Source organism: Nonlabens ulvanivorans, assembly GCF_032922765.1.
Taxonomy (GTDB): Bacteria; Bacteroidota; Bacteroidia; order Flavobacteriales; family Flavobacteriaceae; genus Nonlabens; species Nonlabens ulvanivorans.
Genome location: NZ_CP136694.1, coordinates 41519 through 55742 on the forward strand (window position 1 = coordinate 41519; position 14224 = coordinate 55742).

Consider the following 14224-nt stretch of genomic DNA (forward strand, 5'->3'; position numbering starts at 1 on the left):
GATATTTCAATAGGTGAGTTCAATTATTTATAACATAAGAAATGATGAATAAATTATTAACTATTATATTATTGTTCGCTTTCGCGAAAGCGGTTACTGCACAACAGGATCCACAATACACGCAGTATATGTATAATCCAATAACGATTAATCCGGCATATGCAGGAAATCGCGGTGTGATGAGTATTGTAGGGCTACATAGAAGTCAATGGGTAGGATTAGATGGAGCACCTCGTACTCAAAGCTTGTCTTTGCATACACCTATTGAGAATAGTCGAGTAGGGCTAGGTTTAAGTGTTGTGAACGATGAGATAGGACCTAGTGATGAGACTTATATAGCTGCAGACTTCAGTTATACCTTACCAGTAGGTGATGAGGCCCGTTTAAGTTTTGGTTTAAAAGGAGGAGTTCATTTATTAAATGTGGATTTTACAAAGCTGAATATCTTCAATACATCAGACCCTAGATTACAGGAAAATATTGATAATAAGTTATCCCCTACAGTAGGTCTAGGATTGTATTATCATACAGATCGTTTTTATGTAGGATTGAGTACGCCTAATGTTTTACAGACTAATCACTTTGATGACAGTAATGATACTAGCGCGACTACATTCATTGCAGAAGAGCGCATACATTATTTTGCAACAGCTGGATATGTTTTTGATTTGAATGATGATATTAAGTTTAAACCAACAACACTAGTTAAGATGGTAAATGGGTCTCCACTACAGGTAGATTTAACAGCAAACTTTTTATTCAATGAGAAGTTAACATTAGGAGCCGCTTATCGTTGGAGTGCAGCTATCAGTGGATTAGTAGGGTTTCAGTTAAGTGATCAAATGATGATAGGATTTGCATATGATCGAGAAACTACAGAGCTAGGAAATGCTTTATACAATGATGGAAGTTATGAGCTGTTTGTAAGGTTTGAACTTTTTAATAGTTACGATAGAATAATAACGCCTAGATTCTTTTAAACACAACCATAATGATGAAAAAAATACTAATTACTCTTATTTGCCTTGTTTCTTTTATAAGTTACGGACAAGTAAAAGATGTAAAAAAGGCAAATAAAGAATTTGAAAAGTTTGCTTTTATTGATGCGCAGCAGATTTATTTAAAAGTTGTTGAAAAAGGTTATAAAAATGTTGAAATACTTTCGAAATTAGGAGATACTTATTACTTCAACGATGAGTTAACTGAGTCTTATAAATGGTATAAAGAGTTATTTGATTTAGACTCTGAATCACTTGATCCAGAATATTATTTTAGATATGCCCAATCTCTAAAAGCAGTAAAACGATATGCTGAAGCAGATGAATTAATGGCTAAGTTCAATTCATTTAAAGGGTTTGATTCTCGATCTAAGTCTTATAGCGATCAGCCAGACTATTTACAGATTATAGATTTTCAATCAGGTCGTTTTGAAATTGAAAATACAGCAGCAATCAACTCTACAGCGGCAGATTTTGGTCCGTCATTTTATGGTGGTGCAGATCAAATAGTTTTTGCTACAGCTAGAGATACTAACTCTTTTGTAAAGAGAACGCACAGTTGGAATGATCAAGCTTTTTTACAATTGTATGTAGCAGATGCTGACAAAGCGGGTAAACTGTCTAATGAAGAAAGATTCTCTAAGGTTATTAATACTCGATACCATGAGAGCACACCAACATTTACAAGTGATGGTAAGACGATATATTTTACTAGAAACAATTATAATGCTGGAGTTTATAGACAAGATATTGATGGTATCAATAAATTGAAGATTTATAAGTCTACCAAGGAAGGTAAGTCATGGTCGGATCCAGTTGAGTTACCTTTTAATAATGATGAATATTCAGTAGCACACCCTGCATTATCACCAGACGGTAAATTTCTTTATTTCACAAGTGATATGCCTGGAAGTATGGGTTATGAGGCAAATGATGAATTCACTAAATCCGATCTTTGGGTTGCTCCTATTAATGAGGATGGTAGTTTTGGAGATATTAGAAACCTTTCAGAAATTAATACGGAAGGTAGAGAATCGTTCCCATTTGTATCTAAAAAAGGTATTTTATACTTCGCATCTACTGGTCACCAAGGACTAGGTGGTCTAGACATATTTGCGAGCTCTATAAATCCTGATGGAACTTTAAGTTTACCTATCAACATTGGTAAACCTGCTAACACAGAAGATGATGACTTTGCATTTATCATAAATGATGACACAAATATGGGGTATTTTTCTTCTAACAGGCCAGGTGGTCAAGGAGACGATGATATCTATAGATTTGTTCAATTAGAAGATCTTAAAGATGCCTGTGAAATCATATTAACTGGTACCGTTACAGATGAGAAAACAGGCTTGCCTATGGATAAGGCGACTGTAATGGTAATGGATGCAAACAATAATAAAGTAGATCAATTAGTTACTAAAGCAAATGGTAAGTACGTTTTCAAATTAGAGTGTGGTAAACAATACTTTGTGAGAACTGAAAAAGAGGACTATTCGTCAGATGAGGATCTTTTTACAACTCCTACACAAAGTGATTTCTTAGATGTGCCACTGGCTATGGTGAATGAAAAAATTCAGATTGTGGATTGTGATGATATCGCACCATTATTAAATATTAAAGATATTTACTTCGACTTTGATAGGTTCAATATCAGACCAGACGCAGCATTAGAGCTGTCTAAAATACTAGCGTTTATGGAATTATATCCACAAACATCTGTGGAAATAAGATCACATACAGATAGTAGAGCTCCTGATGCTTATAATGATATCTTGTCAGAAAAAAGAGCACAAAGCACAAGAAAATGGTTGATAGAAAAAGGAGTCAACGCTTCTAGACTTACTGCAAAAGGTTATGGTGAGCGACAGTTAGTTAATAACTGTTCTAATGGAGTAGACTGTACACCAGAAGAACACCAATTAAATAGACGTTCAGAATTTATTGTGACAGGTCTAGGGCAATACAGTGATTGCGACTAGTATTCTTTAAATATTACTAAACAAAAAAAGCCTACGTTATTGTAGGCTTTTTTTGTTAACATGATGACTAGGAAAAGATATAACGTCATTTCGTAAATTTGAAACTATAATTAAAATAATGGATAATAAAGAGTACGTTATATTAGTAAATCCTGAGGATGAAAAAGTAGGCCTTATGGAAAAAATTGAGGCCCATGAAAAAGCACTTTTACATAGAGCGTTTTCAGTTTTCATTATTAATGACAAGGATGAAATATTACTTCAACAAAGAGCGCTAAGTAAATATCACTCACCTGGCTTATGGACTAATACTTGTTGCAGCCACCAACGTGATGGAGAAAGTAATATTGAGGCTGGCAAGAGAAGACTTGTAGAAGAAATGGGTATGACAGCAAATCTTAAAGAACTTTTTCACTTTATCTATATAGCTCCATTTGACAATGGCCTTACTGAACACGAGCTAGATCATGTTATGGTAGGATACTCAAATGAAAATCCTAATATTAATCCGGATGAAGTAGCAAGTTATAAATGGATGACGGCAAACGATATTAAAGAAGACATGATAGCGCAACCAGATCTTTATACAGCATGGTTTAAGATCATTTTTGATAAATATTATAATCATATCTCATGAGAATAACGGCATATCGTAAAGCGCACTTTAATGCAGCGCACAGACTACATAGACCTGACTGGAATGATCAAAAAAATGCGGCTATATTTGGTAAGTGTAATAATCCTAATTTTCATGGTCATAATTATGATCTTGAAGTAGGTGTTACTGGAGAAGTTGATCCAGAAACAGGATATCTTATAGATTTAAAAATTTTAAAAGATGTCATTAAATCTGAGGTTGAAGATGCATTTGATCATAAGAATTTAAATATTGAAGTCCCAGATTTCAAAACATTAAATCCCACGGTAGAAAATATAGCTTATGTGATTTATAATAAAATAAAAGCAAAACTCGACTCAAAGTACGATATAGAAATAAAACTCTATGAAACAGAACGCAACTTTGTAGTCTATAAAGGAGAATAATGAAATTATACCCGTTAAGTTTCAAGCCTATTTTTAAAGAAAAAATTTGGGGTGGAGAAGAACTCAATACAATTAAAAATATAGAGCCACCCATATCTCAATTAGGTGAGAGTTGGGAAATTTCAGTTGTTGAAAATGATGTTAGTGTCATTAATACTGGTGCCTACAGCGGTCTTGATCTTAATGAGTTGATTGAAAAATTTCCACTAGAATTGCTGGGTAAAAAAGTTATTGAACTACACGGCAAACAGTTTCCACTACTTATCAAATATATCAACGCAGCACAGGACTTATCGATTCAAGTACATCCAGATGATTCTGTAGCTATGAAGAAACACAACAGTTTTGGTAAAACTGAAATGTGGTATATCATGGATGCACAGTCAGATTCACGATTGATTCTAGGATTTAAGGAAGAGAGTAATAAAGACGCTTTCGCGAAAGCGATTTCTGAAAATACCGTAATGAATCTATTTAATCAAATCAAGGTGAAGGAAGGCGATTCTTTTTTTATTAAACCTGGTTTGATACATGCTATAGGTGCAGGTATTACACTGGCCGAAATTCAACAGTCTAGCGATATTACCTATAGAGTTTATGATTTTGATAGAAGAGATCACTTAGGAAATGCAAGGGAATTACACATTGAAGATTCTATTGAAGTAAGTGATTATCAAGAATCTCATAACCATGTGATTGATTATAATCCCTCACAATCGGGAAAACAGAATCTAGCCACCAATCAATATTTTACTACAGATTATCTTTTCTTCAAAGGATGCAAACGTATTGCGGTAAATACTCACCAAAGCTTTATGGTATTAATGAATGTAGGTGAGTCTTGCGATGTTTTTTGTAATGGTGTAAACCATAAATTAGAGCCTGCACAAACTATTTTAATACCAGCTGCAGTTCCTTATATATTAGTGAAATCGAGTAATGAGGCAAAATTGTTGAGCGTTCATCTATAGCGTTTAATTTTGGTGTATTTTTGCATAAAATAATTTACCATGGCAAGTATTAGAGACCTTAAACAAGATATCAACTTTGTAATAGGAGATATTATAGACGCAGCATTAATTCAACAAGATGCTAACCCAGATGCAGATGTAGCAGCAACTGAAGCAATTGTAGACGACAGTATCGTTGTCTTTGATGAATTAATCGCAAAAGTGAACGACAAAAGTGTTGAAAACCGTAAAGCTCACTTAAAAAGTGTGCGCACAGATCTTGAAACTAAAGGTGGAGAACTTATTGAGCGTATCAATAAGTTATAATTCCTCTTTTCTTTCTTTAATAAATTCAGACAGTTGTTTTCCATAACGACTGCTCTGAATTTTTTTTGGCATCATGTTATAAGCACTATCTAGATATACTGGATTTGCTTCATAGCCTTCTTTTAATAGTATAAACGGTGCTATTTCATAATCTTTATTAAGCATTGCAAAATTTAAGGCATAACCTACTTTTCTTTTCAGATGCTTATTGATATCACTGGACAATGCATTGATAGAGTCCTGATCTCTTACCTCTGCTTGACTCAAATTCATACTGCGCTTAAATAAATCTGTATAACGTTCTGATAGCTGCTTGTTCACCTCATTAAACTCATTATATAATTTTTGGTTTTTTGAACCAGAAACGACTGCGTTAGTTTCAAATTTATCGAGTGTTGTATTGATTGTAATGATCGTATCCTCTGCAAAAAATGTTAGTCTGTCATCATAAATGGTACCGTCTTTTTTATCTAGATATAAGTACATTAATTGTGGTTCATCTATAGTCGCGCTCATTTGAAAAGGCGCTTCTCCATCTACAATAACAGAATCTACGTTTACTAAAGTAGTATCCTGCAATTGTTGTAGGTATAACTTACCTATCTTAAGTCCATCTACGGTTCCATTAACAATCAGATTACCGTTCTTATCATTACCGCAAGAAGTTAAAATTAATAAAGTAATTATGGCTATATATGTGTTTTTCATGAGCTTTTTATTGGGCTGCAAATATGATGTATAAGTTTGACTTATACCATATAGTCATTTGAAATTGTTATTCTAAAAATCTTTAAGATGTCGCTACAATTTGCATTAGAATCGTACAGGTAAGAGCACCTATAGTACCTACAACATAACCAAATACTGCTAGTAATACACCGACACTAGTCAGTGAAGGATGAAATTCGGCCGCGACGATAGGAGCACTGGCTGCACCACCTACATTTGCCTGTGATCCTACCGCAAGGAAAAAATAGGGAGCTTTAATCAGCTTAGCCATAAGGATTAATAATCCAGCATGGATAGCCATCCATACTATGCCTACTAAAATTAATAACGGGTTTTCTACAATTTGTGTCAAGTCCATTTTCATTCCTATCGTTGCTACTAGTACATAAATAAAAATACTTCCTATACTACTAGCACCAGTGCCTTCATAACTCTTTGCTGGTGTAAAGGATAATATGATACCTATTAATGTAGCAATAGATATCATCCAGAAAAATTGACTGGTTAAAAAGCTTAAATAAATATTATCAGAAATTCCATCGATGTTACTTGTTAAATCAGATAGATAATTTGCTCCAAAATGAGCTATGGCGACAGCTCCAAAACCGATTCCTAACATTACCATTGTATCGGTAAAAGTAGCTTCTCGTTTTACACTTGCTGTATAATCGGATACTCGTTTTTTAAGATCTTCTATCGCACGACTGTCCGCACCAAACCATTGATCAATTTTTGCAGCTTTACCTATCCCAAAAAGAAGAATACCCATCCATAAGTTAGCCACCACTATATCAACCAGTACCATACCACCATATTTGGCTTGATTAAATTCATATACTTCAAGCATAGCTGTTTGATTTGCGCCACCACCTATCCAACTACCAGCAAGAGTAGAAAGTCCGCGCCATACTGCGTCAAAACCTTCGCCACCGACTGTCTCCGGAGAAAATGAGCCTATAATTAAAATAGCGATAGGTCCACCGATAACAATTCCTATCGTTCCTGTAAGAAACATAATAAGTGCCTTAGGTCCTAGATTAAATACGGCCTTTAAGTCTATAGATAAGGTCATCAACACTAGTGCTGCTGGTAATAAGTAACGAGACGCCATGTAATATAAAGATGAGCTATTCTCGGTAACCGTACCATCCTCAGCTATAGTAGTCCATTCTGGAGCAATAATTCCCAGCGAGCTTAAGATAGATGGTAATAAATAGCACATTAGTAAAGCCGGAACAATTTTATAAAATCCAGCCCAAAAGCCTTTTTTTAAAGAAGAAGAATAAAATACCAATGCGAGACATATCATCAATAAACCAAAAACGATGGTGTCCTTAGTGATGAAAGGAGTTGTGTCGATGGCCTTTTCTACTATCTCTTGAAAAATCATAAAGTCGTATTTTGAATGATTGCAAAATACGACTTTATATATATTGTGTGGTTGAAATCACGCTTTCGCGGAAGCGTAATTATTAAGAAATTATTCCTTTATAAAGGCGACCATTTTTTCTATTAAAACAGGATGAATAGGGAAATTTACATCGGTATAACTTTTGGCAGCTTCTATATCATCGTTACCTACTTTTTTAAGTACATGGTTCAATCCTTCTATGATTTCTAATTGACTAGAAGGCGCAGCAGTATGTAGTATTTTTGCCTGTTCTATAGATACTTGAAAATCGCGATCTCCATTAATAATCAAAACAGGTGTTTTTAATTTTGCGATTTCTATTGCTGGATCATACGCCATCCAGGACTCCATAAAAGGTTGCATTTGCGGACCTTGTAATTGCATCAAATAAGGATTTACATCTTCTACAATTTCTTCTTGAGCACGCATTTTATCAAAAGTAGTTCTCGCGATGGTGTCCAGTCCGGGACTTTGTGCTGCTATTTGAGAGACAATGACGTTATCAATAACTTCTCCAGCACCAGCTAGTGATATAAATCCGTCAATATTTTTATTAATGGCTAGCATGCCTACTAATGAACCTTGACTATGTCCGGCGATGTAAATTTTTGAAAAGCGTTTGTTTTTCTCAAAATAAGATACGATATCACGCGCATCAGTTACAAAATCGTCAAAACTGGTATTAGGATCTACTTTTTTCTTTTTCATTTGTGTTACTACTCGCTTGTCATATCGATAGGTAGCAATACCTTCTTTTTTCAAGGCTAGTGCAAGTTGTTTATGACTATCGTTTTTAGTCATTACACTATTACCATCTCTATCATTAGGACCACTACCAGTTAACATAATCACTAGTGGTGGATTAGACTCTCCATCAGGTAACCATAGTGTTCCTTGAACATTTTCTGTAATGTTTAATTCTGTAGGATCTTTTTCTACTTCTTTATTGCCTTTATCAAATAGGTTTTGTGAAAAACCCATTAGAGGAAGTAGTGCGAATAAAATGATTATTTTTTTCATGATTACTGTAGTTTTTTATAAAGTGTGTAACTATAAATAAAGGTCCATGCTACTATGGCAAATGCTGTGCCAATGGTTGCATAGAAAGCGATTTGCATATCAAATAGCAATGATGTGATCAGTATTATAATGCCAGATGTAATAAATAAAATAGCACCTACACGATGTGTCTTGCGCCATACATTCTCATTTTCAAGTGTCCATGGTGTTCTTATGCCTACAAAATAGTTAGGTTTCATAGCTGGCATGTAATTCCCTAAAACTATAAATAATAGTCCGATGAGCATAAAAATCCACGTAGGGGAACTGGTATCACCATCCTTATAAGTGGTAGACATATATATAATACCTACCGCAAGTGCTGTCTGAAATATAGTTATAGCAACTCTTAAATGTCCAAATTTGTTACCCATTTTTTTAATTTGACCTTTTGGATCTAGTTTAGGCACACATTTAAGTATAACGTACATCAATCCAGTAAGTAAGATAGGAATTAACCATAGTTCTCTTTTGTTACCCATACGGTCCACTTCACCTTGTGCATTCCAATGCATAGGTAAGGTGTCTGGTAAATCGCTATAAACCAGTCCTAGATAGATAAAGGGAATCAGTGTAAGGATGATAATAACCGTTTCTTGTAAAGATGAATTTCTCATTTTTTTTAGTCTTTAAGTTTCATAATCCATTGAACTAACTCATCCATAACTGTAGTGTTAATAGAGTAGGTGATGTACTGCCCATTTTTTATAGCCGTTACTAAACCAGCTTGCTTTAATAAATCGAGATGATGCGATATGCTGGGTTTAGAAATATCAAAATGATTTGCTATTTCTCCAGCGTTGAGGTCGTTTTCTTTGAGAAGCTCAAGAATCGCTCTTCTGGTATGATCATTTAAGGCTTTAAAAAGGCTATTCACTTAATTAGGTATTTAGACAAATTTCTAAATAAGTATGTAATAAAACTAATTTGTTACAAATTATTTGATGATTTTTAAGAAAACAATCTAATTGAAAATAATAGCCATAAAAAAAGGAGCAAACTAAGTTTGCTCCTTTAGCTCCTTATAAAAGAATTATAATTATCGTTTTGATACTTTATTATTTGATATATGACGTTGTCTAGAGCAGCGGAAACGGTCCATTTCTGGATCACGTTGTGCAACATGTTTTGTAGATCGACCTTGAACTCGTGCTCGCCACATACGGAAACTACTTTCCTTCATCTGGTTACGCATGATTTTAATTACTTGACTTTCTGTAACGCCAAACTGTGCCTCGATAGCATCAAAAGGCGTACGATCTTCCCAGCCCATTTCTATAATACGGTCTATTGCTCGTTCATCTAGGTCTCTTAAAATATCTTTTGCTCTTGCCATATGAGTGAAGTCGTAAATAATCCCTAAGCTTTACGTTTTGAGAAAACTTTATTTTAAAGGGTCACACCAGCATTATCAACGCTTGCAGGTTTGTCTTTTCTAAGAGAGAAATTTAAATCAGTCCATCGAGTTCCTTTAATTCCTTTGAGCTGCAATCCATTACCGCTTTTTTGAACAGAAAATAGAAATAGAGCTAGGCCTTTATTAGGATTAGTATCTTGATTTTCTATAACGTTAAGACCATATGCATTTACCATTCGGTCGTTTTCATTATTGGATAGGGTAAAGCTTAACGTCTCCCAAGCACAACCTTCAGTACAAACTAATTGGAGTTCGTTGTTTTCTAGCATTTCTATTGATATTAGAAATTCCTTCTCATCGTTTTTTACTTTTTCAGATGAAAAAAGTAGACTACTAGAAAATAAAATAAGAATCAAATTTATCGTAACATATGTGATTTTCATAAAATAAAATTTGATTTAAAGATAAGTATAAATGATTTTACAACTCAACGATCTTTCTAAAAGTAAGGTTGATGCGTTCATCAATAAGTCTTTTCGTTTTGGCAATTTGATGTTTATAGGTATGTTGTGTTTGACTTGCCATAACTAATAAGCTACCATGTTGTAGTGGGAATTTAAATTTCCAGTCTTTATTATTACGATGTTTTAAATGAAAAAACCTTTCTTGACCTAGACTTATAGAAGCAATTACCGGATTGATTCCTAGTTCTTTTTCATTATCTGCGTGCCAGCCGTTGGAGTCTTGTCCATCTCTGTACCTGTTGATTAGACATATATTAAAAGTTGCGCCTGTAGCTTTTTCAACATCTTCTTTGATTTTTTGTAATGTGGTAGTCCATGGTAAAGCATCATAAGAGATATTGCTGTATCCATATTTTATTCCTGGATCGCCATAGAGTTGCGTTAGCCTAGGTTCGTAGTGTTCTTTACCATAAACCGTAATCTTATTTTGTCTCCATGGTGTTTCGTTAAGTAGTTTGGATAGTAGTTGTTGCGCTTCCGCGAAAGCGTAAAAATTACCATCATAATGCACTTGAGCATCTGGTATTTCTGGAAAATCTGATGGGAACAAATTGTTATGCATGCATATTAAATTAAGGAAAACTTCTAGTGCCTTATGAAGAGTAGGTCTTATCTTGCGACCCTTACAAAGATAAATATGTATACTTCTCGCATTACCGGAATGGGAAAATATGTCCCAGAAAATATAGTTACTAACGATGACCTTTCCAAATTAATGGATACTAACGACGCGTGGATTCAGGAACGCACTGGTATTAAGGAAAGACGTCATATTAAAAAAGGTGACGGAAATTCTACTGCTGTCATGGGTGTTAAAGCTGCAGAAATGGCATTAGAACGTGCTAAGATCTCGAAAGATGACATCGATATGATCGTGTTTGCCACCTTATCGCCAGATTATTATTTCCCTGGTTGTGGTGTACAAGTTCAAGAATTGATGGGTATTCATACCTGTCCGGCGATAGATGTGCGCAACCAGTGTAGTGGTTTTGTATATGCTCTGTCAGTTGCAGATCAATTTATTAAAACCGGTATGTATAAAAATGTACTCGTGATAGGATCAGAGAATCATAGCGGTGGATTAGATTTTACGACTCGTGGTAGATCTGTGTCAGTGATTTTTGGTGATGGTGCAGGAGCTGCAGTTCTTTCAAGAAGTGAAGTGGATGGTCATGGAGTTCTTTCTACACACTTACATAGTGAAGGAAAGCATGCGCTAGAGTTATCGCTCAAAGGTCCATCTACTAACCATTGGGTACCTCAATTAATTGAAGAAAATCCGCAAGAGGATATTCCTTACTATCCATATATGAACGGTCAGTTTGTGTTTAAAAATGCAGTTGTACGTTTTAGCGAGGTGATTATGGAAGGTTTAAAGGCAAACAATCTTGAGGTAAGTGATATCGATATGCTAGTTCCACACCAAGCGAACTTGCGTATTTCTCAATTTATTCAAAAGAAATTTCAGTTATCAGACGATCAGGTTTACAATAACATCCAGAGATATGGTAATACCACTGCGGCTTCCATTCCTATCGCTTTATGTGAGGCATGGGAAGAAGGTAAGGTTAAGGAAGGTGATACGGTTGTATTAGCAGCCTTTGGTAGTGGATTTACGTGGGCTAGTGCTGTGATCAAATGGTAAAATAATTACGACCGCTTATTTATAAAATCAAAAACCCGAGCCTGCAAGCTCGGGTTTTCTAAATCGTATAATAACACTAACCATTAATTATGAATCATACGATTGTTATCTTGAACTTTTCTTTTTCATAAAATTCAATCTTAATCAAATAAATCAAAGGGTAATCAACCTCTTCATCTAAAAGACGATACATTTGTATTATTGTTACAGCAATTATCTTAAAATATGTCTAAAAAAACATTAGTACTTGGAGCGTCACTTAAAGAAGAGCGTTATTCTAATATTGCCATCTATCGGTTACGCAAGTTCAATATAGAGACTGTTGCTATAGGTATGCGCACTGGTATGGTAGATGATGTTAAGATTCACAAAGAATTATTACCATTTATAGGTGTTGATACGGTGACGTTATATCTTAATGCGCAACGTCAACCACAGTACTATGATTATATTATAAGCTTAAAGCCACAACGTGTAATTTTTAATCCTGGAACTGAAAACCCAGAATTTTATGAAAAACTGAATCAAGCTGGTATTAAATCTGAGGTAGCTTGTACATTAGTGCTTTTAGGTACAGGACAATATTAGTTTTTTGTAAATAAGGATGCAGTTAGTAGTCCAATAAACGTCAATGCTCCATTAAGTAGCAAGATAAAAAAGCCAAATTCAAACCCGAACATTTCAATAGCTAGCCAACTTAATATATAGGCTATAAATGGTGATGCTACCGCAATAAAAGGTGTTGCGATATGATGTACTTTGAGTCTCGTCAAGATTCCGAATGAGAATAACCCCAGCAATGGACCATAAGTATAACCTGCAAATGTGAACAGCTTATTAATAACGCTATCATCTTTTATCAGGTATTCAAAACTCACAATAACTAGAATAAGAATTACTGAAAAACTTACATGTATCAATTTGCGCAGTAGGTTTTGCTTTTTTACTTCATAGCGTTCTTCTATTTTTAAGATGTCGACAGAAAATGAAGTGGTAAGTGATGTAAGTGCACTGTCTGCGCTAGAATAAGCTGCAGCAATTAAACCTAATATAAATACGAGGCCTAGACCTATTCCCATTTTGGTCTGTAATGCGATCGTAGGGAATAAGGCGTCTTTGTGAGCATCTATTCCAGTTGATAAAGCATACTCTGTCAATAGAACTCCTAATCCTAAAAAGATCAGATTGACAAAGGTCAATACGATGGTAAACCAAAACATGTTCTTTTGTGCCTCTTTTAAACTACGGCAGGTTAAGTTCTTTTGCATCATGTCCTGGTCCAGTCCTGTCATAACTATAGCGATAAAGGCACCAGCCATAAATTGTTTGACAAAATGTTGACCGCTTTTCCAGTCATCCCAAAAGAATATTTGTGACATCTCACTATCACCTATAAAAGAGGTGATTTCTCCTATTCCATTTAAACCTAGTCCGTCCGACACAAAATAGATGGCAACTCCTACAGCAATAAGCATAAAGAGAGTTTGCAATGTATCAGTCCAGACAATCGTTTTGATTCCAGATTTGAACGTATATAGCCATATAAGTATAACCGTTAATGTAACCGTTTGCCAGAACTGAATTCCCATACTTTCAAAAACAAAATCCTGTAAAACTCCAGCAATTAAGTAAAGGCGGAAACTCGCACCTACGACTCTAGATAATAAAAAGAAACTAGAACCTGTGTATTGTGCTGCACTTCCATAACGGTCGTTCAAATAACTATAAATAGAAGTTAGGTTCATCCGATAGTACAGTGGTAACAGTACTAGTCCTATAACTACATAACCTAATATGTAGCCCAGCACCACTTGAAAATAATTCATTGCGCCCAGTTCTACCGCGCCAGGCACAGATATAAAAGTCACACCACTTAATGAAGCGCCTATCATCCCAAAAGCTACTACATACCACGGCGAGCTGCGATTACCTCTAAAAAATGTAGCGCTATCGCCTTTACGACCTACAATGAAAGAAATCAAAATAAGCACGGCAAAGTATACCGCAATGGTTATAAGAATTTGAGTAGAAGACACAGGTTGAATTTTAATGCTAAAATACTGATAGAATTTTTAATTTTAGAGACAAACGCTTTAGTGATTTAGTGATATTACTGGTTTTATTTATAGGTGTATTTAATAACTACTTTTTTAATATCTAAATAGGATGCGTTTCATGGGTAAATTAAAATTGAT

Annotated in this window: 17 protein-coding genes; 8 read left to right on the forward strand and 9 right to left on the reverse strand. The window is 34.8% G+C overall.

Going from position 1 to position 14224, the window contains the following annotated elements; translation table 11 throughout:
- Positions 1 to 41: 41 nt before the first annotated feature.
- The 6 genes from R1T42_RS00030 to R1T42_RS00055 all read left to right on the forward strand — a co-directional run bounded on the left by R1T42_RS00030 (position 42) and on the right by R1T42_RS00055 (position 5304).
- Positions 42 to 980, forward strand: a complete 939-nt coding sequence (locus R1T42_RS00030; RefSeq protein ID WP_394805714.1) for a PorP/SprF family type IX secretion system membrane protein — start codon at positions 42 to 44, stop codon at positions 978 to 980.
- A gap of 14 nt (positions 981 to 994) precedes the next feature.
- A complete protein-coding gene (locus R1T42_RS00035) occupies positions 995 to 2983 on the forward strand; it encodes an OmpA family protein (protein WP_317290813.1) in 1989 nt (662 codons plus the stop codon).
- 118 nt (positions 2984 to 3101) lie between these two features.
- Complete coding sequence (idi, locus tag R1T42_RS00040; protein WP_036581974.1) at positions 3102 to 3620, forward strand: isopentenyl-diphosphate Delta-isomerase; 519 nt, start codon at positions 3102 to 3104, stop codon at positions 3618 to 3620.
- Positions 3617 to 4027 carry a 6-pyruvoyl trahydropterin synthase family protein gene (locus tag R1T42_RS00045; protein ID WP_317290814.1) on the forward strand — a complete coding sequence of 137 codons (411 nt, stop codon included), beginning with the start codon at positions 3617 to 3619 and terminating at the stop codon, positions 4025 to 4027. The genes idi and R1T42_RS00045 overlap by 4 nt, the downstream gene beginning before the upstream one ends.
- The gene (locus R1T42_RS00050) at positions 4027 to 4998 is read left to right on the forward strand and encodes a type I phosphomannose isomerase catalytic subunit (protein ID WP_317290815.1); all 972 of its coding nucleotides are present in this window, start codon (positions 4027 to 4029) and stop codon (positions 4996 to 4998) included. Before R1T42_RS00045 ends, R1T42_RS00050 begins: the two co-directional genes overlap by 1 nt.
- Before the next feature lie 39 nt (positions 4999 to 5037).
- The gene (locus R1T42_RS00055) at positions 5038 to 5304 is read left to right on the forward strand and encodes a hypothetical protein (protein WP_036581966.1); all 267 of its coding nucleotides are present in this window, start codon (positions 5038 to 5040) and stop codon (positions 5302 to 5304) included.
- Here R1T42_RS00055 and R1T42_RS00060 read toward each other — a convergent pair.
- From R1T42_RS00060 to R1T42_RS00095, 8 genes are all read right to left on the reverse strand, one after another.
- Positions 5299 to 6012, reverse strand: a complete 714-nt coding sequence (locus R1T42_RS00060; protein ID WP_317290816.1) for a DUF4369 domain-containing protein — start codon at positions 6010 to 6012, stop codon at positions 5299 to 5301. The two genes, R1T42_RS00055 and R1T42_RS00060, sit on opposite strands and share 6 nt — an antisense overlap.
- 82 nt (positions 6013 to 6094) lie before the next feature.
- Positions 6095 to 7423 (reverse strand): DUF819 family protein, encoded by a 1329-nt coding sequence (locus R1T42_RS00065; RefSeq protein WP_317290817.1) that lies wholly within the window; start codon positions 7421 to 7423, stop codon positions 6095 to 6097.
- 90 nt (positions 7424 to 7513) lie between these two features.
- Positions 7514 to 8464, reverse strand: a complete 951-nt coding sequence (locus R1T42_RS00070; protein WP_317290818.1) for an alpha/beta hydrolase family protein — start codon at positions 8462 to 8464, stop codon at positions 7514 to 7516.
- A 2-nt stretch (positions 8465 to 8466) separates the two neighbouring features.
- On the reverse strand, positions 8467 to 9120 hold the full coding sequence (locus R1T42_RS00075; RefSeq protein ID WP_317290819.1) for an SdpI family protein: 654 nt from the start codon (positions 9118 to 9120) through the stop codon (positions 8467 to 8469).
- A gap of 5 nt (positions 9121 to 9125) precedes the next feature.
- Entirely contained in the window at positions 9126 to 9380 is a 255-nt protein-coding gene (locus tag R1T42_RS00080) for an autorepressor SdpR family transcription factor (protein ID WP_042297054.1), read from the reverse strand.
- A gap of 162 nt (positions 9381 to 9542) precedes the next feature.
- Positions 9543 to 9839, reverse strand: coding sequence for a TIGR03643 family protein (locus tag R1T42_RS00085; protein ID WP_152556291.1), 297 nt, complete (start codon positions 9837 to 9839; stop codon positions 9543 to 9545).
- Between the two features lie 53 nt (positions 9840 to 9892).
- Complete coding sequence (locus R1T42_RS00090; RefSeq protein ID WP_317290820.1) at positions 9893 to 10303, reverse strand: hypothetical protein; 411 nt, start codon at positions 10301 to 10303, stop codon at positions 9893 to 9895.
- A gap of 37 nt (positions 10304 to 10340) precedes the next feature.
- Entirely contained in the window at positions 10341 to 10946 is a 606-nt protein-coding gene (locus tag R1T42_RS00095; protein ID WP_317290821.1) for an alpha-ketoglutarate-dependent dioxygenase AlkB family protein, read from the reverse strand.
- A 75-nt stretch (positions 10947 to 11021) separates the two neighbouring features.
- Here R1T42_RS00095 and R1T42_RS00100 point away from each other — a divergent pair, with 75 nt between their 5' ends.
- Both R1T42_RS00100 and R1T42_RS00105 read left to right on the forward strand, forming a co-directional pair.
- Positions 11022 to 12029 carry a 3-oxoacyl-ACP synthase III family protein gene (locus R1T42_RS00100; RefSeq protein ID WP_042248111.1) on the forward strand — a complete coding sequence of 336 codons (1008 nt, stop codon included), beginning with the start codon at positions 11022 to 11024 and terminating at the stop codon, positions 12027 to 12029.
- 225 nt (positions 12030 to 12254) lie between these two features.
- Positions 12255 to 12617 carry a CoA-binding protein gene (locus R1T42_RS00105; RefSeq protein WP_042248115.1) on the forward strand — a complete coding sequence of 121 codons (363 nt, stop codon included), beginning with the start codon at positions 12255 to 12257 and terminating at the stop codon, positions 12615 to 12617.
- Here the strand turns inward: R1T42_RS00105 and R1T42_RS00110 are convergent.
- Positions 12614 to 14065, reverse strand: a complete 1452-nt coding sequence (locus R1T42_RS00110) for a sodium:solute symporter (protein ID WP_317290822.1) — start codon at positions 14063 to 14065, stop codon at positions 12614 to 12616. The two genes, R1T42_RS00105 and R1T42_RS00110, sit on opposite strands and share 4 nt — an antisense overlap.
- Positions 14066 to 14224: the final 159 nt, after the last annotated feature.

What these genes read in the sequence shown, in the direction of transcription:
- R1T42_RS00060 (WP_317290816.1), bottom strand. Translation starts at nt 6,012, where the DNA reads ATGAAAAACACATATATAGCCATAATTACTTTATTAATTTTAACTTCT.
- R1T42_RS00105 (WP_042248115.1), top strand. Translation starts at nt 12,255, where the DNA reads ATGTCTAAAAAAACATTAGTACTTGGAGCGTCACTTAAAGAAGAGCGT.
- R1T42_RS00055 (WP_036581966.1), top strand. Translation starts at nt 5,038, where the DNA reads ATGGCAAGTATTAGAGACCTTAAACAAGATATCAACTTTGTAATAGGA.
- R1T42_RS00085 (WP_152556291.1), bottom strand. Translation starts at nt 9,839, where the DNA reads ATGGCAAGAGCAAAAGATATTTTAAGAGACCTAGATGAACGAGCAATA.
- R1T42_RS00075 (WP_317290819.1), bottom strand. Translation starts at nt 9,120, where the DNA reads ATGAGAAATTCATCTTTACAAGAAACGGTTATTATCATCCTTACACTG.
- R1T42_RS00050 (WP_317290815.1), top strand. Translation starts at nt 4,027, where the DNA reads ATGAAATTATACCCGTTAAGTTTCAAGCCTATTTTTAAAGAAAAAATT.
- R1T42_RS00090 (WP_317290820.1), bottom strand. Translation starts at nt 10,303, where the DNA reads ATGAAAATCACATATGTTACGATAAATTTGATTCTTATTTTATTTTCT.
- R1T42_RS00070 (WP_317290818.1), bottom strand. Translation starts at nt 8,464, where the DNA reads ATGAAAAAAATAATCATTTTATTCGCACTACTTCCTCTAATGGGTTTT.
- R1T42_RS00100 (WP_042248111.1), top strand. Translation starts at nt 11,022, where the DNA reads ATGTATACTTCTCGCATTACCGGAATGGGAAAATATGTCCCAGAAAAT.
- R1T42_RS00065 (WP_317290817.1), bottom strand. Translation starts at nt 7,423, where the DNA reads ATGATTTTTCAAGAGATAGTAGAAAAGGCCATCGACACAACTCCTTTC.
- R1T42_RS00035 (WP_317290813.1), top strand. Translation starts at nt 995, where the DNA reads ATGAAAAAAATACTAATTACTCTTATTTGCCTTGTTTCTTTTATAAGT.
- R1T42_RS00030 (WP_394805714.1), top strand. Translation starts at nt 42, where the DNA reads ATGATGAATAAATTATTAACTATTATATTATTGTTCGCTTTCGCGAAA.
- idi (WP_036581974.1), top strand. Translation starts at nt 3,102, where the DNA reads ATGGATAATAAAGAGTACGTTATATTAGTAAATCCTGAGGATGAAAAA.
- R1T42_RS00045 (WP_317290814.1), top strand. Translation starts at nt 3,617, where the DNA reads ATGAGAATAACGGCATATCGTAAAGCGCACTTTAATGCAGCGCACAGA.
- R1T42_RS00095 (WP_317290821.1), bottom strand. Translation starts at nt 10,946, where the DNA reads ATGCATAACAATTTGTTCCCATCAGATTTTCCAGAAATACCAGATGCT.